This is a genomic window from Ensifer adhaerens, from assembly GCF_002940685.1.
Classification (GTDB): domain Bacteria; phylum Pseudomonadota; class Alphaproteobacteria; order Rhizobiales; family Rhizobiaceae; genus Ensifer; species Ensifer adhaerens_E.
Genome location: NZ_PNFP01000025.1, coordinates 1 through 18,563, shown reverse-complemented (window position 1 = coordinate 18,563; position 18,563 = coordinate 1). Strand labels below are relative to the sequence as shown.

The following is an 18,563-nucleotide window of genomic DNA, read 5'->3' as shown; positions in this document are numbered from 1 at the left end:
GGGCCTATCCATCACGAACATGAATCGATGGCGCTCAATCGATTCATAAGTGTCGTTGGACGGCTTCGCCGGAAGGCGCGATTCTGTCGCGATGATCACTCAACCCTATCGCCTCTACGTCGAACGCACAGACGCGACCCGCAACATGGCGCGGTTCTACTCAATCGAGATCGACAGCAACCTGTTTGGGGAAATCTGCCTCACCCGACGTTGGGGACGCATTGGCGCGCGCGGGCACTCGGCTGCGCATCAATTCTCGCAAGAAGGCGACGCTATCCGACTGTTCCTTAATCTTACCCGGCGAAAGCTGAGGCGTGGGTATCGGCCGCGGGCCTGCCCGCCGAGATAGATGCAGGCCGCTTGATCTTGTCGCCCCGCTCGGCGGGGCGACCGCGGGCGACAATCCTCCAGGACGATCTGCGCGAGATCCTCCTGGAGGTGACGGAGATGGCAGTATTTTTACGCGACGGCCTGGTCGCTTGCCGCGACACCATCCTGGTTCGGCTGCAATCCGTGCAGGTAAGCAACCGCGCGCTCGGCGTGGGCCGCCATCTGGAAAACGGCGCGCTTGTCGTTCTTCAGAACCTTCAGCCAGGAGGCGATATAGGCGGCATGATCCTCACGCGGTTCAATCGAGAGACCGAGGTCAGCCGCGAGGAACACGCTGCCGAGCTCGGCGACGAGTTCCTCCTTCGCATAACCCTCATCGCCCCACTTCTCGCGACCAAGGTTGCGGTCAAGCCGGGTGCCTTTCATTGTCCAATGGATGCACTCATGCCCGAGTGTCGTTGCGTGCGCTTCGGCCGACACGAACGCCTCAAAGAACGGCATTTGGATGAAGTCGCCGGCGGGGTGATAAAATGCCCGGTTGCCACCATGGCGAATGTCGGCGCCGAGATTGGCAAAGAAACGATCGGCAGTCTCAATGCGCTGCTTGTCTTCACTGCCGGCGGCCTTGGTCGGGGTTGCGTAGAAATGCGACGGCAGCCCATCGATCTGGTCGGCGTTGAAAACACTATAGCCCTTCATGAACGGGATGCGGCGCTCGATCTCTTCGCCTTCATCGTCAGTCTCTTTGCGCTCAATGGCATTGGCATAGACGACAAGCGTGGATTTCTCGCCCTTGCGCACATTGGCGCCAAGCTCCTGTGCTTGCCGAAACGTCATCCAGTAGCTCGAGTTATAACCGCGCTCGGCCGCGGTCATCCAGAGCAACACCGTGTTGATGCCGCGATAGGCAATCCCGTTGTGACGCAAGGGCCTGACGGGCGTGCCACCGGCGCCCCAAGGCTGCATCCACGGCCGCGTACCGGCTTCAAGCTGCTCGACGATGCGCTGGGTGATGCGTTCATAGATATCGCTGCTGCTGCTGGTAGTAGCCGTTCCGTTCGCCTTGGCCATGTCCTTGCCCTTTCCCTTGATCTCGCGAAGCGGGAGCCCTTCGCTCCCGCTTCCGAGCTCGGGCGGACCAGCGGGGGTTTGGGGTTAAAGCGCCTGCGCGGGGAACCGGCTGCACGGAGCGCAACGTCAGTGGAGTGGAGGAAGCTGGGCGGCAGGTGTTTGAAGGGGCGAAGGGGGCAGCGCCCCCCGACCCCTCCCCTTTTTCAGGAAAACTCGCGGCTATAGAGCCGCTCAAGCAACCGTGCATCCTGCGTGGTCACTGGGCCAGCGAAGCCACGTGTCCGTTCACGGCGTGGTGTGGTATAAGAAATCGGAACGTCGGATGAGACCCGTCCGACGTCGTCTGAATAACCCATTTCGGTAGTCGAAACTGATATGAGCAAACGTCCCCAAAAGAGGCCCTCTTACGATCGGTGTGACGACGACGCCTAGCCCACGGCGTCTCGAGACCCTCGTTCGAACCTTTTTTTGGAGATTGCTATGCTCTCGCTTTCGTCGCGTGCGGCGGTCGTCGGGGCGTGCCTATGCTGGGCGCTTGGAACCATCCTCAGCAAGACACTCCTGACGTTGTTTCCCCCGATCACAGTCCTCGTCTTTCAACTTGCCCCAAGCGTCATTGCGCTTTGGTCGCTCGCGATCGTCTCCAGATCGCCCGTTCCACCTGCCCGTATAGTGGCGATCATTGGACTTTTGGGACTTCTGAACCCGGGATTGGCCTACACGCTGAGTATGCTTGGTCTCGCCGAGACCAGTGCGAGCGTCACGACCTTGCTCTGGGCCTTCGAGCCTATCCTCATCCTCGGTCTTGCCTGGGCGTTTCTCGCGGAGCGGATCGATCGCCGGCTTGTGGGTCTCGTCGCCGTTGCCACGTGCGGCGTCTTGTTGGTGAGCGGCCTCGTGAGCGATAGTCCATCCCCCATAAGAGCGAATCTGGGTTCCGCTTTGATCCTCGCGGGGGTGCTGTGCTGTGCGATCTACTCAATCGTGGCTCGCAACCTCATCGCTGATCCATTGTTTACAGTTGCCGTTCAGCAAAGTGTGGCCCTGGCTTGGGTTTGCGCAATCTGGCCGCTCGAACTGCGTTCGGCTGATCTACCGGACATTGCCTCGGTTTCGCTCTGGGATTTTGGCACGCTCATCATCTCAGGGCTGCTCTACTACGCCCTCGCCTATTGGCTCTACCTTCGCGCACTATGGACCATGCCCGCAAGCGTTGCCGGAAGCTTCCTCAACCTGATCCCGGTCTTCGGGGTAGTGGGATCGTTCGTCATTTTGGACGAGCGCCTCACGCTTCTACAATGGTTCGGAGCGGCGCTGATCGTCGGTGCGACCATTGGGATCATGTGGCGAAAGGTCGACGATCCGACGACAGTGCTCGCCGGACGAACCAAGTCATGGCCCCAGAGACGCTTGGCGATGCTTGACGATCGCCAGCTTGATGATCTCGGGCTCACGCGCGAGCAGGTACGCAACCGCAAATCATGGTGCCCGGAAACGTCAAGGCTGAGAGACTGAGGGATCCTCACCTGCCCGGTCGCGCCAGCGACCGGGCAATGTCGATGATGTCGTCGCGCGACGCGGTCGGATCCTCCTTGTTCCAGGCAACCCCAAGCCCGATCTTGAGATCGACACCGCGCACGGGCCTAAGCTCGAAGTTGCGGTTCGGCAGATCCTTCGTCCATTCCGGTGCGAAGCCGATGCCAAGACCGGCGGAAACCAGCGACACCAGCGAGAAGGTGTCGTCACAGCTGTAGGCGATGTTGCCGGTCAGGCCATGGGTCTCGAACATCTCGGAGAAATAGCGCTCGGAATAGGAGAGGTTCTGTCTGGAAAAGGCGATGATCTTCTCTCCCCGCAGTTCCTCGATGTCGATCTCGCTTCGAAGCGCCAGCGGGCTCGTCTTTTCGACTGCCAGTAGATAGCGCTCGTGCGCGATCGAGAAGAAGCGCAAGGAGCCGATGTTTTCGACCGGGCGGATGAACCCAAGGTTGATCTGGCCGTTCTCCAATCCGCGGATGATGTCGCCGGTCGAGCCGCTCGTTACATGCAGCGCCACGTCGGGAAACTTCCGGCCGATGCGGGCGAGAAACGCCGGTAACACCCCTATTGTCGCCGGATAGACGGTTCCAATCTTGATCGTGCGCGCCGCCTTGCCAGCGACCGAGCGCGCCACCTCGGCCGACAGTCCGACATCGCCGATGATCCGGACCGCCCGATCGTAGAACGCCTCCCCTGCCCGCGTCAGTTCCACTCTTCTGGTCGATCTATCCAGCAGCCGAACCCCCAGCTCTTTCTCCAGCGCCTGGATGTGCGCACTCAGCGCCGGCTGAGCGATGCACATCCGCGCTGCCGCCCGATTGAAATGCAGCTCTTCAGCCACGGCAACGAAGAACGAGAGTTGGCGAAGTTCCATTGTAGCAACATCCTATCTGGCAGGTGAACGATTGATAGGTCGTGGAAAAGGAAGCCGCCGAGCAGCTTATCAATTTGCGTGCGCAAGGCCCGCCGGGGTATAGAGCGACTTGTGCGGCTCGCGTTTAACGCGAACAGCTTGGGGCTGCGACCGCAGCAGTGATTGGTGGAGGGGCCGACGTTGAAAACACTAGATACCGGCTGCCTACGCTCGTTTCCTTTCTGCATGACACACCGTGCGTCATTTCGACCGATAGCACACGGTGTGTCATGCATACAAGCGAAAAGTGTGGTGAAGTAAGATGGCGCGCCAAGATCCGCATTTCAGACTTCGCATCCCCGAGGCGCTCAAGGAGCGGATCGAGACGGCGGCTCGCGCCAATGCGCGGTCAATCACTGCGGAAATCGTTGAGCGTCTCGAGAGGTCCTTCTCTCTTAAGCCTGAAACCGACGGTGGACTTGCTAGCGAGATCGAAGATATCCGTGACCGACTGGGTCGAGTGCGCGATGCGGTAGTAGCCCACGTTTCAGACGACACGAAAAGAACCAAGTAACTGCCCGCGCCCACGGGTCTTCGGGCTACGGAAGATTATCTACGTGGCGCAGAGCGTGAACACCTTCTCAACTAGCAGGGGCTTCTGAATAAGGGCTAAATGGGATGCGAAGACCTGATTTCGAGACCGCCGTTTCCGTCAAGCTGCTTCACACCGACCGCGGCGACTCCGTGTTTTCTGCAATCCTTGAACGCGATCCGCACTTCCTAAGTTGGAATCGAATGTCATTGATCGGCGGTGACGATGACTACCGGCGCTTCTTGCCAATTAGCACGGGGCATTTGGAGTGGGAGTTCTACGACAACCCCGATTGGCCGAAATGGGAAGGCACTCAGCCAGAACACCGAACGTTCGGCACGGCTGTCGTGAGTCGGAGTGGAAGAGCGGGTGGCGCCTCAATTGCCCGCGACGGAGTTCAGAAATTCGCCGATCTCGCGATCCACAGCCATGTGGAAAGACATGCAATGTCTAATGGCAAACTATCTGCCATCTACGAGTTTCTTCAAAGACCGCCCACCTGGTACGCCTATCCAAAGCGGCTGATCGACTCGCTGTCCGTGCGTGGGGAGTGGAGAAACATGCCTTCCCTGGGATTGAAGCTGCGATTGCTCGCCAGCGGATATCGGCGAAAAGATTCCAGGATTTCGCAGGAAGTCGAACTGATAGAGATTCCCGGCATTGAAGTTCAACCCATCACAGATATGCCATCTGAGGCCTTTGTCGCGGCAGCTGAGCACGTGTGGTTCAGCGTTCGTGTTCTGCTGATGTACAGGTTCCGACAGTACTTGACGCCACTGACAGAGCACGTATCCACCCCGGACACAATAACAACCACGCGGCACCACGTAGAAGTAGAGCCTCGACGGGAAGCCCGCGACTTCGACAGTATTGATTTCTTCGGACGCGTAGACGACTTTCTCGCCCAAGCTATCCCGAGGCTCGCGACCTATCGGGATCAAAGTGGCCTTCTCCACGCGGCAGCTTGGGGTTACTCCGCCTCGTTTGGCACGTCCGTACTGGATGCCCAGTTGACCGACCGTGTCGAGGCAATTGAACGGCTTGTGTCTGTTTACGAAAAGACTTCTGGTCTCGACCGCGACCGTGTCAGTCGTGAAATGTGGAAACCGATCAAATCCGCGCTCAAAAGCACGGTTGACGACCTCGATATTGCTGAGGAATTGGCAGGCCACCTTAAGCGCGGGTTCGCCTCGTCGCCCGCGTTGACCCTCCAAGAACGTGTAGAAAGAATGGCAGCCCGATTTTCCGATCAATGGAACGAGGAGGATCGAGGCCTACTCAACGGGCTCAACGATATGATCGCCGCACGCAACGCAATCGTACATGGCCGGTTAGTCGAAAATATCGAACGTCTGGCTCTGGAGCGACTGAGAGCACAAGTGATCTTCGAGCGACTCTTTATGAGCTTCCTGGAATGCGACGGGTACTATTCGTCAGGGTATGCACAATTATCAATCTCATCCCTTAAACGGCGGCTTGTAGGACACAACGACCGATAAATACTCGCCCGCCTCGCGCCGCTGAAAATCTTACGCGACGCATCTTCAGCTACCCACCGACAGGCTTGCTCCACACTGGTGACTTGGACGCCATTGGCGCGTGTCACAAGCGTTTCTACTCGAAACGGCAATTCGCGCGTGGTTAAGGTGCGAGCCAGGGGGCTTTTACGCTTCCTCTTTCATCGCGTCTGGATCAATGGCACGCATCAAGCAACACTCACAATCATTCTGGAACAACGCCGATCGATGATAGCGGCCGTATTCTTCCACCGACCTCCTTTTCGAAAAAACATCTTCATATGTGATGGGATCCTGCGGTGGAACCTTCGAAGCGAGCGCCATTCGGTAGAGCGCAGCAGGATACGAGAGCACCGAGGTTCCGTTGTCCATTTGGAAGCCCCTACTTTCCACGGGGTTTCCGTGCAGATAGTCGTTCCGAAGCCTGTAGAGGCGGTTGTAGAGATATTCCGGAAGCGTCCGCTGCTCGACGCCTCTTTTCCCGCCGAAGTTGATCGAATGGACGGCGTCCCTCATAGCACTATAAAGCCATTCGATCTCCCAAAGCATCTCCAGAACCTTGTCCTGGTTGGCGCGGCCGTTGCCGCCCGGATGCACAAGGATTTCGAAGGCGCTCACCCACAGCGAAATGCACCTACCCCAATCGTAGATCGTCTCTGCAACACTTGTGATCGGAAGCTGCATTGCTGCCGTTGCCATATTCAGCGACCGGAGGATCGCGCGCGGCTCCCAGTCGTCCTCGCCGTTTATGTGTTGGCGCTGCCAAAGGCGGTACAGCCCGGCAAACAGGTCCACGTGAACCTGGGGATCGTCGATGCGATGTATCGGGAGCGCTGGCGATGCCAAGCCACGAAATCCTTGAAGTCTGTGAAGGGAGGAGAGCGCCGGGGTACGCGCAATGATCCTGTCCTGACGGTTGGAGATCATCCACGGATAGATGTCGAAAGAGCCGGAATAGAATGGCCCACGGACATTGTTGGAAAGAATTGCTTGCACGCGCGCATTAAGGCTGACGGATGCTACGACCACATCTTTGAAGCTTGCTATTGCGCTTGATGAAGGCTTGTCCCGATAAAGGTTGCTTGTCGCGATCAGGCTTGGTCGTAGAGTTTCGCCGTGGCTTCCGGTGAAGCTGGCTAGGAACGCACCCAGGTCCGGGGTTTCTGAGACACAGGCTTGGTATCTTTCGTCAGCAGACCCGATCAGAGCGATGTGGGGCCCGACCAGTTTCGTCGTATGGACGTCTACGCTCGGAAGAACTGCGATAGGCGTCCAGCTCATGGCATTTTCAATGTCACGCACCTGTTGCAGCCCCCGGACGTTAGACTCTGGTCCCGATTGCCCTAAACGCAGCAATGCTAGGTCGCAAGCTCCGTTAGAACTTTCCTCGCGAGCCTGTGACCTTCGAACTCGAAACCGTCCGGATAGGGCAATCGTAGGCCCATGACCGCAATGAGACGCCGGAAGCGAATGACATGTTGAACAAACGTTTGGGCGCTCCCAAGATCCTTCTTGCTAAAAGAGTGAATGGCGTTTCTACGGCCATGGATGTAGTCGACCGCGGCAAGATCCAGCGGCGACAGCAAATCCTTCCTAGCAAAGTACTGCTTCATTTTCTCGAGCGAGATTTCCGTCGGATCATGAATGACACCCTTCTTCTTGCCCGTCTTATGCACGGCATCGAGGCTCTTGACCGTTTCTTGGTCGGCAAGAAAGTCCGTGAGATAGACGGCAAGGAAGAGGCGAAGCGAACTCTCCATGAGGCTGCCCAGATTTGCCCAGGCAAGGATCAGTTCTCCGTCCGTCATCGTGGTTTCTGGCGTCCACTTGTGCAGCGCCGCTGCGAGCGATGGCATAAGCTCGAGCCTCGCCGAGGTGAGCATTGCAGCGGCTTCGTATGGAGCCCGGCCATGTGCGTTCTTCCAGAATTTGCTGAGACCCGTCTGAATCGTGACGATGTCATCGACCGCAGCAGAATAGCTGTGCATGGAGGCCTTTCGCTCGCCGATTTACTTTGAAGAATCCAGTACTTCCGGTTGCGGAGACTTCCCGCCACTATAGACTCAAAATATACGAATCTGATTCTGTTGGCGACTTCAATGGACTTGACGATTAATTTCGCACCGATTTCCTTGGAAGGTAACTGTAGCATTCTTGTCGGTCGCCAGGACTACGACAAGGAGCGCCTTGCTGAGCTGCGCGACGATTTCAGGGACACTCATCTCTTCAGACGCGACGGAGCGGACAGCATCGTCGACATTCCGATCGTGCCGGGCGCAGCCCCGCTTGGACATGTCCAGGAAACGATTGATCTGAGACAGCACCAGATCTTCTGGCCGATGCTCTTGCAGGAATCGCTTATCCAGCTTCTGGGCAAGCGGCCCATCCTGTCGAACAATCCCCTGCAGTTCCTCGGGGCACGCGTTCCGCTGATCGAGCACGCCGATTTGCCGGACTGGCTCCAGCGGCTGTCCGTCACCGAGATCCATACCCGACATATTACCGTCGACCGCAGAAGGATCTATGGAATCGTGTGCGATGTCCGGGCAAAGTCCTTCATCTCCGCGACTTGCGATGTCCTTCTCGATGTCGGAGTCCACATCATCGGCAGATACGTCCAGGTTGAACTGCCTCTGACCGATGACCGGATCATGCCCAAGCGAAAGCTTGTCGGCCGGGTCCGCAGTATTGATGGCGAAGAGCTCGTGCTGGAGGATTCCGAGTCGGGTTATGAAAAAGTGGCTGCGAAACTGGCCTACCTGGAACCGCGCAAGGAAAACTTCGAGGAATGCGTGCGCAAGGTCCTTGGGCGCGACGCGGAACGCGTTCTTGAGAGATCTCAGCGGGCTTCGCAGAACCTTGCCTCCGGTCCGGGCAAACTGGAGCACATCGACAGCATCGTAAAGTACCTGAGAGAGAAGAAGCCTGCCGCCGTTCCCGGCGCCCACTTTGCCATAGATGCGTTGTTGAACACCAATGGACGCCTGTTTCCTCCTCGAGAGATGATCGAGAAGCCTTTCCTGCTGTTCGATCCGAGCGGCAGCCGAAAGGACGACTGGGCGGAGCGGGGACTGAAGGATCATGGCCCCTATGACGAGCAGGTCTTCAGTCCGAAGGGACTGAACATCGCCGTTGTGTGTCAGGCGCGCCTCGAAGGGCGCGTTGACGAGTTCGTGGCGAAATTCCTGAATGGAATGCCGAAGGTCATTCAGCAGGGAAAGAACTTCGCGCGCTATGGGGACGGCTTCATCAAGCGCTTCCGCCTCAACAAGCCGACGGTCCACTATTTCCTCGCCGACGGCACATCGGACGAAGCCTACGCAATCGCCAGTCGCGAGGCGCTGGACAAGGCCCGCGACGGAGCGTTCGAGTGGGATCTTGCGATCGTCCAGATCGAGGAAGAATTCAAGTCGCTCGCCGACAGCTCGAACCCTTACTACACCACTAAGTCTATCTTCCTCAGGCGAGACGTTCCCGTTCAGAGCGTACGTTTGGAGACGATGTCGTTCTCGGACAACGAGCTCGTGTTTCCGATGAACCATCTCAGCCTAGCGACATACGCGAAGCTCGGGGGCACGCCATGGCTGCTAGCGTCTAGTCAGACGGTCGCCCACGAGCTTGTCATCGGCTTGGGTTCGAGCACCAGTTCTGAAAGCCGGCTTGGCCCGCAGATGCGCCATGTCGGGATTACAACGGTGTTTTCCAGCGATGGAAGTTATCTGCTCAGCGACCGAACCGCTGCGGTTCCGTACGACCATTATCCCGAGGAACTGCGCAAAACGCTGAAGCGAACTATCGAGGCCGTCCGGACCGAGGATAACTGGAGGAGCACAGACAAGGTTCGGCTCGTTTTCCACTCGTTCAAACCTTTCAAGGAGTCGGAGGTCGAGGCGATCGACGCTCTGACGGGCGAGCTGGGCCTGGGCGATGTCAAGGCGGCGTACCTGCATATTGCCCCGGACCATCCATTTCTGGTGTTCGATCACGCGCAGAAGGGCATCGCGGCGAGAGGCGGGAAGAAAGGTGTCCTTGGCCCGGCGCGACAGCTTCATATCCGTCTCAGTGACTACGAGTCCCTGGTTGTTTTCGCGGGAGCCTCCGAACTGAAGCAGGTGACTGACGGGATGCCGCGGCCCGCCCTCATTAAGCTCCATCAACGGTCGACATTCAAGGACATGACCTATCTCTCCCGCCAGGCGTTTGCATTCTCCGCCCATTCCTGGCGGATGCTCTCACCCGAGCCATTCCCCATAACAATTCGCTATTCCGATCTCATCGCCGAGCGGCTTGCAGGTCTGGCTTCGGTGAAAGGCTGGGATCCGGACGCCGTGATCTTCGGAGCGATTGGTCATAAGCCTTGGTTCCTCTAACGATGATCGATCTGAGCACGATACGTCAGGAGCTTGTACGTGCCATCGCCGCAAATGACGCGGCAATCCACTTGCGCGCGTTTGGCGCGTGGGTCCTTGGCGATATCGACGGCTTGTCGCGGGAGGTTTCGGCCGCCTCCGGTGCCTATGAGAATAACTTGCTCCCTGAACAAATCGCAGCGCTTGGCTATGGCAAGGCGTGCGGCCTCCTGACAGACGCTCAGGACAATGTGCTGCTAAGCGAGATTCAGCGGTTTTCCGGACGTAGGTTTTTCAGCGCTGGTCGGCCGTTGCGCGTGGAGATCGATGGAATTGCTTTGCTGGGAATAGCGCTCGTAGTCAGGCACGTTCCCGATCAGACCTGGTTGATCGATCTGCTGTCCCGATCGGCATTGGAAGTCGCCGACAACCCTTGGACGTTGGGACTCGTCTCGGCGGCAAAACAACTACTTGGAGCTGGGCCAATGCTTCAGGACCCGGCCGATCTGGCATTCGCCCTGTCACTTCGCGGCATCGGAGACCCGACTGATGCTTTGGCAGCGGGCGCATGGCAGCTTTCCTCGCAGGTTCCATCGTCACAGAATCTCGGACTGGACCGATTTTCTGTCCGTCTTGCATCGTTCGACGGTGTGGTGGCAAGAACGTCGCACGTGCGGATTGCTAGCCCTGGATTTGATGACCTATTGCTGGCTCTGCGCGGCATTCCTCGGGCTATGAAACACTGGGCGTTCGAAACCAAACCTCGTACCCCTCGGTCGAAAATCGCAGTGTGGCACGTTGAGAACGAGTATCATGTGCAGGCGCTACTTTGGACAATCCTCGCACCGATCTTTCCGGATCTAGAAGACGAGGAGAACCTCCCTTCGATTGGACATAAAAGGCCCAGAGTTGACCTGGCGGTTCCTTCGATCAGAACCCTGATCGAAGTGAAATACATGCGCGGCGGTGCGCAAGCCGATTTTGCCAAAGTCATCGATGAGGTCGCGGCGGACGCTTCTCTCTATCTCAGCACGTCAAAGGCGTTCGACAGGATCGTGGCTTTCGTGTGGGACGATTCTGCGCATCCAGAACAGCATCACGAACTGCAGTCCGGCCTCGAGAAGCTCAAAGGAGTAGAAGCCGCGGTGGTGGTGTCCCGGCCTGGCCGGATGGGTCGACGAAGTTAACCAACTACCCGTTCACGTGGCCAGTTACGACGGTGGGGCAGAATACGCCACATCTTGCAGAAATTCGAAACAATTTGAAATTCGCGGCCGGCGATTATATATTCCGACAGATCGGAACATTTAAATGGAGGCCGACATGACTGCTGTCGCAGAAATGCTGAAGGCGAGCGAGGCCGCTATGGTCTCACGTGTCAGCCTTCGAGAAGTTAACCGCGTTATAGACGAGCATATCATCCCGGATTCGTTCGTTTCGCTCGACAATGGGCGGCACGTAAGTGCGGTCGCGTGCTGGATGATTGCATTCTATTTCGATAGCGCCAAGCGACTGACGGCAGAGGAGCGGATGAACACGATCGACGAAGCCGTTAAGAGGCTTCGTCGCAATCCTGTTCGAGACTGGTCTGTGCTGCTCGGTCAGGATTGGACCGTTCGCGATGAATTTCTCACCATCGATCTCGGCCCGTTCGTGCGCAGTGTAGCTGAGCGCGTTGACGAGCTTGACGCTGCGCGAGGGATGGTCACGGTGTCAGACGACGTGCTGAGCGGAACTCCGGTTATTCGAGGAACGCGCATTCCTGTCTACGACGTCGCCGCTTCTGTGGCAGCGGGCGTTCCCCAGGAACGCATCCTGGCCGCCTACCCTGGTCTTGGCGAACGCGAGGTCCGGCTTGCTTCGATTTACGCTGAAGCAAACCCCGCCCGCGGTCGTCCACGCTCAATGGGTGAGATGCCCGAAGGCGCCCGTATTGTCACGGACCGACGGGTTGCCCGCCGCAGGAAGGCAGGATGAAGTTCCTGATCGATGAGTGCCTGAGCCCGGAGCTTGCCGGACTCGCGAAACGATGCGGCTACGAAGAAAGCAGTCACCTCCACTGGAGAGGTTTGTCCGGTCGAAAGGACTGGGAGCTCACGCCGATAATCGTGGACGGTGACTGGACATTTGTTACCAAGAACTCTGTCGATTTTCGCGGCCCAAAGGAAGCACCAGGGTCCAAGGGTCAGTACGCAGCAGTCGCGATCCATGCCGGCCTGGTATGTCTCAATGGCCCGCCCGGGATGGATCTCGACATGCAGCTCGAACTGTTCGACGAGGCACTCACCGAGATCGGATCCGACGGAGACCTGATCAACCAGGTCCTGGAAGTCACGGCAGAAGATGACGATACCATCCACGTGCGCCGCTACTTCATGCCAGCGGAGATATGAACGGTTGGGGGCCAGCATCCCTCGACCGATCATTTCGACTGCACGGGCCGCCGCTTTTGCTCCTTTCGCTCTTCCCCAGCGCATCCTCAGGACGCCTTGAGGCCAGGTGACTGCCGCATCAGCGCCATCAGCATCGGCCCGAGCGAAAACTCACCGCGCTCGGCCCTTCGTGTCAAATCACGCAGATAGCCGCCGGCCGAATTGATGTGCCCTGCCCTTTCAAGAATGTATCCCATGACGGCAGCCGCATTCTCCGCCCCAAGGATCCCGCAAGCCTCCTCATAGGCGCTCGGACTGACACCGAGCATCGATCGAACCACAACGGCGGCCGACAGCAGGTCACGCCAGCTCTCGATCGCGCCGTTTGGTCCGTAGTCGCGGATCTCCGGGCAGGCCTGCAGCACCATGCCCAACGGAAACGCCTTTGTCGGCTCTCGCATCGGCCGGATGTCCGGGCTCGGCTTCGCCCCCTGCTCTTTTCGAGAGCTAAGTTCAAGTTCATTGATGGATTCGGTATTTGAATTCTGTATGTGGCATCCGTTTTGGACAGCATTGCTATCCACATTTTCGGAATTTTCCTGAATTTCCAGCTGGTTGATGATCTCGTCGCGCAACATTTGCATTTCGTCGAGGATCGGCTCTATATCCACAGCCGTCGGCGTGCGGGGAATGCGGCCGGTCAGCTCGAGGAACATATCCTCGATGCGTCCCCAATCGCCGGCAGCCCCCTCTTCCATTGCAGCGGTGAGCAGCTTGCGGACGTCGCGCCGGCAGATCGACAGGGTTTCCTTCATTGCGCGGAAGCGCCTGCGCTCGGCAGCAACCTTTTGCGCCAGGTGCGCAAGTTCCTCGGCGCGCGCAAGCAACGGCGCCAGGCTGAAGCCAAAAGCTTCCTCGATCGTGCCCGCACTGCCCTTGCGCGCATAGCGCTTGCCATTGGCGCTGTCCTTTCGCTGGATCAACCCGGCCTCGACCAGAGCCGCCAGGTGCCGGCGCAAGGTCGTGCCGGCAATGCCATGGGCGCGAACAGACAGCTGGTCGTTCGACGGGAAGACGACAAGGCCACGTTCTTCGGAAAGCTCGCTTTCCGGATAGAAAGTCAACAGCGCGTCGAGCACGGCGAGCGCCCGATCCTGGACGCCAAGGACCGCCCTCGCCTCGCAGGCATCGCGGAACACCTTCCACTTGTCGACGGTCTTGCCGGCGCTGATTTCGGCCGTCCGCATCTGCCCTCTCACAAGGGCAAGCGAAATCGACCGCCGCCCGAAGGGCGTCGTCACACTTCCACTCTGCATTTTCCTTCACCTCTTCGAAGGCAAAAGAAATCCGCTCACCAAAAACGGTGCCAAGACTCTTGACGGGGATTCGTGGAAATGCGATTCTCGATCTTGCTACAGATATGAGAGAGGCTTCCACGACGGAAACGTTTGGGGGCCTTTTTCTTTTGCGGTTCTAGATCTCCGATTTCTTCGGATTGTCAGCTGACAATCCAATTACTCTTCTGTTTTTCCTCGCTTTTCCTCTTCGAACATCGCCACGAATTGAGGCATGCGCGAGGACAGGAATTCTGCGAACTCTGGCGATGTCACCGTAATCTTCGAACCACGGACATTGCGCTCGATCGAGGCGAGCGCAATGCCCCTTTTTGTCCGTATCGATTCGACGGCCCTGGATTTCTTTTCCGTCGACGTCATCGCCTTCCAGAGGCGGTCGAACCGTTTGTTGGTCTCGTCACCCTGGAAGTCGGCAACCTGGATCTCCTTTTGAGCCCGTTTGGCTGACGCGCCGTCTTTCAGCCGGTCGGCAAAGGCGAGCCAGCGCGGCCGCCCGATCTTGGGCGCCGGCCCGATCGCAAGGATGATCTCGGTGCTGACACTTTCGGCAACCTGCAGCAAACGGGACGTCTCGGGCTTGTCGACGGACAGGGCCTTAGAAATAGTTTCCCGATCAAACCCGTGTTCTTCCATGCGCCGCGCAAAGAGCGCGCGCTCGATGAAGCTGAGATCGACACGGGGTCCGTTCTCTTGTCCCTGGGCGAGAATGACCTGTTCGTCCGTCAGGTTGCGGACGATGGCTTTAACAGGGCGGGCAAGGTCTGCCGATGCGCGCAGGCGTCGGTGACCATAGGCTGCCTGATACTGGTTCGGCTTGTCGGGATGCGGCCGAACGAGGATCGGCACCTGCTGACCGTTTGCTGAAATCGAAGCCTTCAGTTCGTCGAACTGCGGATCGGCTTCAAGTGGTATGCGATCGCGAATGAAGGCGACTTCGATGAGCGCCGGATCGAGCTCGATGACCTTGTCGCCGGCTGCGATCGCATCCCGTAGCTCACGCGCGGCTGCAGCCTCCTCGTTCAGACGCCCGAGCGACAGGTTCATGGCGCGAACGGCGCCAGCCGGCTTGTGAGGCACGACCGTATGTGGTGCTTCAGCCTTGGCGTGCTCGGCGGAGTTCACCATGCCCTTGAGGATGTCCCTGCCCTTCATGCCCGACCCCATGATGCTCGAATAAGCGCGTCCACTTCGGAATTGACGCTGTCCATCGCCTCAACGGCCCTGTCGTAGGTCTGCCGGTTCATCGTTTCCCGTCCGGCCTCGTAGATCGTCTGCTTGGAAAGGCCCGCATCGGAGACGGCAGTCGATTTCACCATCATCGATGTCAACACGCGTTCTCCGAACAGGCTTCTGAGAAACGCGACGATCTGGGCCTGTGGGCCGTCATTGGGTTCATGCCGGGTTACCAGGTAACGCATCCAGTCGTAATCCAGATTACCTCCAGCCCCTTTCACGACGCTCAAGAGATCAGAGGTCATCGAAAGGAACTGGTTCATCGACGCGACGTCGAGCATCTGCGGGTGAACGGTAATCAGGACCGAAGTCGCCGCGCAAAGGGCCGAAAGCGTCAGGAAGCCGAGTGTGGGCGGGCAGTCGATCACCACGACATCATAACGGTCCTGCAGGTCCATCAAGGCGTTTCCGACGCGCATAAAGAACATGTCGGTGTCCGCGGCCTCCCTTGATGCGAGCGCCCGTGGCGTATCGTGCTCGAACTCGTGCAGTTCCAGGTTACCCGGGATCAGGTCGAGGCCGGCAAAGTAGGTCTGGCGCACCACGTCGGTCACCGGGCGTCGCTCGGCGTCATAGCGGATGGCGCCATAGAGCGTCTCGTTCTCACCGACGTCGAACTCCGGCTGGAAGCCGAGCATGGCGGACATGGAAGCCTGGGGATCGAGGTCGGCCGCAAGCACGCGGTAACCGCGCAAGGCGAGGTACTGCGCCAGATGCGTCGCTGTGGTCGTCTTGCCCGAACCGCCCTTGAAGTTGGTGACAGCGATCACCTGAAGGTGGTCGCCTTCGCGGCGACCGGGCAGATAGGAGGGTTTCGTTCGCCCGAGCAGCTGTCGGATGGTGTTGACTTCATCCAGGGAAAAGGTCCGCCTGCCCCCCGCCGTTTTTTCGGAGGTCACAGCCTCTTCCTGCGAGGCGATGTGGCGAACGTAGCTGTCCGTGACGCCTAAGAGCCTTGCCGCTTCGGTGCTGCTGAAGCGGCGGAGCGTTTTCTTGGCATTTGGAGAGAAGAGCTTTTCGAACAGAACCTGCAGCTGACCGCTCAGCAGGCCTGAGTCGTCCGCTATCGTCTCGTCGATTGAAAAACGCGCGCGCTTCTCTTTGCTTTCAACAATCGCAGCTTTCGTCGCCATTCACGCAAATTCCAGTAATTCATTGAAGTTTCCGCAAATGATCTTCAAACGCGCGTTCGGGTCAAGGAGTTTTTGGTTAACCGAAATTAACGGTTGTGGCCATCCTAATTTATTACTTTTTTTCAATGGCTTAACTTGGTTGTCAGCTGACAATAATTGCCTGACTTACTCAGCTAAATCCGCCGTTCCTGTCCGTGATCGGGAGAATCGATTGCACTCCTGCCGACTCACCATAGCTTGAGTCGCGGTCGATCGCATGTCTCAGGGACCGGATCCGACCGTTCGCGCAGTGGAAAAGCAAAGCCGATGCTGCGGCATTCCATCGTCCTTGAGCGAAGAACATCTATCGCATTCGAGGGGGATGGGTGCGTTGTCTGACGAGGGAAACATCGCTTCGGGAGAGCGGGAGAGGGCTTCACCCTTTCCCAGGGCGGCCGCCCGGTCGATCCGGGCGGCCGCCCTCCCCGCCGCGAAAAAATGACCATCGGCCGCGCATGACTGCGCGGCCATCCGGAGACAAACGGAAGCTACTCGGCAGCCTCGCAGAGCACGTTGTCCACGCCGATTGCATCCGCCTCGGGAACATTGACCTGAACCACCACGGAGGCCGGACGGATCGGTGATGGCAGCCACCCGGTGCCCTTGACCTGCGCCTCGGCATAGGCCGCTGCCTCGCCCTTCTTCATGCGGGCGATCCCTCTCGCGGCGTCGGTACCCTTGGCCTCGCTGACTGCGGCCTCAATGCCGTCGCGCGTGATGTGGTTGAAGTAGCTCTCGGCCGTCGGCTCGAAATAGGCGCCGATGTCGAGGCCGGCAGCGACGGCAAGCGCTTCCGAGTGGACGCGCTCGTGCTTGCGATGATCGTACTTGTCCTTGACGGCATCAATTGACTGGGCGGCGGCATAGGCCAGGAGGGCGAGGAGTTCGTCTTCCCTGCGATCAAGGCACCATTCGAACATATCGGCTGGGTTACCCGGCACCTCATAGCCATACCGCTCCCGAAGCTCCTCGATCCCCGCAAGGGCCAGATTGTTCTCAGGGGCCCTCATGAGCGCAGGCAGGTTCTTCGTCGTCAGAACGATATCGAGGCACGAGTGATAGCGCGAATGCGGCAACAGCGTCTGCAACAGCAGTGAATGCACGACGCTTGCGAGCGCCACGCGGTGGTTGTTGGCGATCTCCAATCGAAGAGCGGCGGTGCGCTGCGCGGTCAGGTCTTCAACAAGCGTCACGGAGTGCGTCAGAACAGGCGCTGTCGGCCCGTCCACGACTGTCCCGGGCTCACCGCCATCCTGATTGTCCGGTTCTGCTTTGCCATTGAGAGGCACCGGAGCTGGCTCCGGCTTGAGGTAACCGCGATGGAAAGCGGGCTCGCCCGTGTAATCGAGCGTAATCAGAACTCCCGCACGTTCAAGATCGGCAGGGGCGTAAACTTCGCGATCGATCGCGTCGATGCGGGAGGCGATTTCAGCAAGGCGTGCCTCCGTGCCTTCGTCACCACCGTCGTTTTCGATCAGGCTTTCAATGTCCTCCTGCTCTTGGCGGAGCGTCTCCAGTTCTTTGGTCGCGGCATCGGAACGCTCGACCTCGACCGGATAGACCCGCCCATAGCCGCGCATGCCGTGCCAATCCATCTCGGACTTGATCTCCACCCATGCCCAACCGTCGGCGCGAACGATGGCGGCAAGGGCTTCCATCTTCTCCGCGACGAGCTTTTCGACCAGCGCTACGTCCAGTGCATGGCCTTGGCTGCGCTCATCGAAGAGATCGCGCCTGACATCGCCTCCCATAGCTTTATAGGCGTCAAGGCCACCGATGAAACGGATCCGCTTGTCCGTCGCGGGAATGGCTTCCTCGCGCAGCGCATTCCTGACCGCGTGTCCGGTTCGGTTCCAGGAGGGCAGGGCGTTCCACACCTCTTCCTGTCGCCGATGATCGTCACTGAGAGTGAAGGCCGTGAGCTGATCGTAGGTCATTTCCTCGTTGCGGTAGAGTTCCAGAAGGGCAGGGGACACGCGGGCAAGGGCAAGGCGTTTGCGGACCGTTGTCTCGGTGGTGCCGTAGCGGGCAGCGATATCGGCAAGAGGCTTGCCGTCGTCAGCCATGATCCGGAACGCCTCATACTGGTCAACCGGATGCATGTCTTAGGTTATGCGTCAAGTGTCCTTTTAGCTGGAAGATACTGATCGTGGGGGCTTTTCAGCTCTGACCGGTGTTTC

Annotated in this window: 16 protein-coding genes; 8 read left to right on the top strand and 8 right to left on the bottom strand. The window is 58.6% G+C overall.

The window, feature by feature from the left end; all coding sequences use genetic code 11:
- Positions 1-91: 91 nt before the first annotated feature.
- Positions 92-349 (top strand): WGR domain-containing protein, encoded by a 258-nt coding sequence (locus C1A35_RS32515; protein ID WP_104668368.1) that lies wholly within the window; start codon positions 92-94, stop codon positions 347-349.
- Positions 350-459: 110 nt separating this feature from the next.
- Here the strand turns inward: C1A35_RS32515 and C1A35_RS32510 are convergent, their stop codons facing one another.
- The gene (locus C1A35_RS32510; RefSeq protein WP_104668367.1) at positions 460-1,401 is read right to left on the bottom strand and encodes an ArdC family protein; all 942 of its coding nucleotides are present in this window, start codon (positions 1,399-1,401) and stop codon (positions 460-462) included.
- 480 nt (positions 1,402-1,881) lie between these two features.
- Between C1A35_RS32510 and C1A35_RS32505 the strand changes: the two genes are divergently transcribed.
- Positions 1,882-2,916, top strand: coding sequence for an EamA family transporter (locus C1A35_RS32505; RefSeq protein ID WP_104668366.1), 1,035 nt, complete (start codon positions 1,882-1,884; stop codon positions 2,914-2,916).
- Between the two features lie 7 nt (positions 2,917-2,923).
- Here the strand turns inward: C1A35_RS32505 and C1A35_RS32500 are convergent, their stop codons facing one another.
- Positions 2,924-3,814: a LysR family transcriptional regulator gene (locus C1A35_RS32500; RefSeq protein ID WP_104668365.1), complete on the bottom strand. Its 891-nt coding sequence runs from the start codon at positions 3,812-3,814 to the stop codon at positions 2,924-2,926.
- A gap of 301 nt (positions 3,815-4,115) precedes the next feature.
- Between C1A35_RS32500 and C1A35_RS32495 the strand changes: the two genes are divergently transcribed.
- Positions 4,116-4,367, top strand: a complete 252-nt coding sequence (locus C1A35_RS32495; RefSeq protein ID WP_104668364.1) for an Arc family DNA-binding protein — start codon at positions 4,116-4,118, stop codon at positions 4,365-4,367.
- A gap of 104 nt (positions 4,368-4,471) precedes the next feature.
- Positions 4,472-5,884, top strand: coding sequence for a hypothetical protein (locus tag C1A35_RS32490; protein WP_104668363.1), 1,413 nt, complete (start codon positions 4,472-4,474; stop codon positions 5,882-5,884).
- Positions 5,885-6,049: 165 nt separating this feature from the next.
- Here the strand turns inward: C1A35_RS32490 and C1A35_RS32485 are convergent, their stop codons facing one another.
- Together C1A35_RS32485 and C1A35_RS32480 are read right to left on the bottom strand one after the other, a co-directional pair.
- On the bottom strand, positions 6,050-7,204 hold the full coding sequence (locus C1A35_RS32485; protein WP_104668423.1) for a hypothetical protein: 1,155 nt from the start codon (positions 7,202-7,204) through the stop codon (positions 6,050-6,052).
- A gap of 56 nt (positions 7,205-7,260) precedes the next feature.
- On the bottom strand, positions 7,261-7,890 hold the full coding sequence (locus tag C1A35_RS32480) for a hypothetical protein (protein WP_104668362.1): 630 nt from the start codon (positions 7,888-7,890) through the stop codon (positions 7,261-7,263).
- 111 nt (positions 7,891-8,001) lie between these two features.
- Here C1A35_RS32480 and C1A35_RS32475 point away from each other — a divergent pair, with 111 nt between their 5' ends.
- The 4 genes from C1A35_RS32475 to C1A35_RS32460 all read left to right on the top strand — a co-directional run bounded on the left by C1A35_RS32475 (position 8,002) and on the right by C1A35_RS32460 (position 12,644).
- On the top strand, positions 8,002-10,272 hold the full coding sequence (locus C1A35_RS32475; protein WP_104668361.1) for an argonaute/piwi family protein: 2,271 nt from the start codon (positions 8,002-8,004) through the stop codon (positions 10,270-10,272).
- A gap of 2 nt (positions 10,273-10,274) precedes the next feature.
- The gene (locus C1A35_RS32470; RefSeq protein ID WP_104668360.1) at positions 10,275-11,438 is read left to right on the top strand and encodes a hypothetical protein; all 1,164 of its coding nucleotides are present in this window, start codon (positions 10,275-10,277) and stop codon (positions 11,436-11,438) included.
- 136 nt (positions 11,439-11,574) lie between these two features.
- Positions 11,575-12,228 (top strand): DUF433 domain-containing protein, encoded by a 654-nt coding sequence (locus C1A35_RS32465; protein WP_104668422.1) that lies wholly within the window; start codon positions 11,575-11,577, stop codon positions 12,226-12,228.
- Entirely contained in the window at positions 12,225-12,644 is a 420-nt protein-coding gene (locus C1A35_RS32460) for a DUF5615 family PIN-like protein (protein WP_104668359.1), read from the top strand. Before C1A35_RS32465 ends, C1A35_RS32460 begins: the two co-directional genes overlap by 4 nt.
- An 86-nt stretch (positions 12,645-12,730) precedes the next feature.
- Here C1A35_RS32460 and repC read toward each other — a convergent pair whose 3' ends face one another.
- The 4 genes from repC to C1A35_RS32440 form a co-directional block, all read right to left on the bottom strand.
- Positions 12,731-13,939 (bottom strand): plasmid replication protein RepC, encoded by a 1,209-nt coding sequence (gene repC / locus C1A35_RS32455; protein WP_104668358.1) that lies wholly within the window; start codon positions 13,937-13,939, stop codon positions 12,731-12,733.
- Between the two features lie 198 nt (positions 13,940-14,137).
- Complete coding sequence (gene repB, locus C1A35_RS32450; RefSeq protein ID WP_104668421.1) at positions 14,138-15,130, bottom strand: plasmid partitioning protein RepB; 993 nt, start codon at positions 15,128-15,130, stop codon at positions 14,138-14,140.
- Positions 15,127-16,344, bottom strand: a complete 1,218-nt coding sequence (repA, locus tag C1A35_RS32445; RefSeq protein ID WP_104668357.1) for a plasmid partitioning protein RepA — start codon at positions 16,342-16,344, stop codon at positions 15,127-15,129. The genes repB and repA overlap by 4 nt, the downstream gene beginning before the upstream one ends.
- 527 nt (positions 16,345-16,871) lie before the next feature.
- A complete protein-coding gene (locus tag C1A35_RS32440) occupies positions 16,872-18,449 on the bottom strand; it encodes a chromosome partitioning protein ParB (protein ID WP_158665223.1) in 1,578 nt (525 codons plus the stop codon).
- Positions 18,450-18,563: the final 114 nt, after the last annotated feature.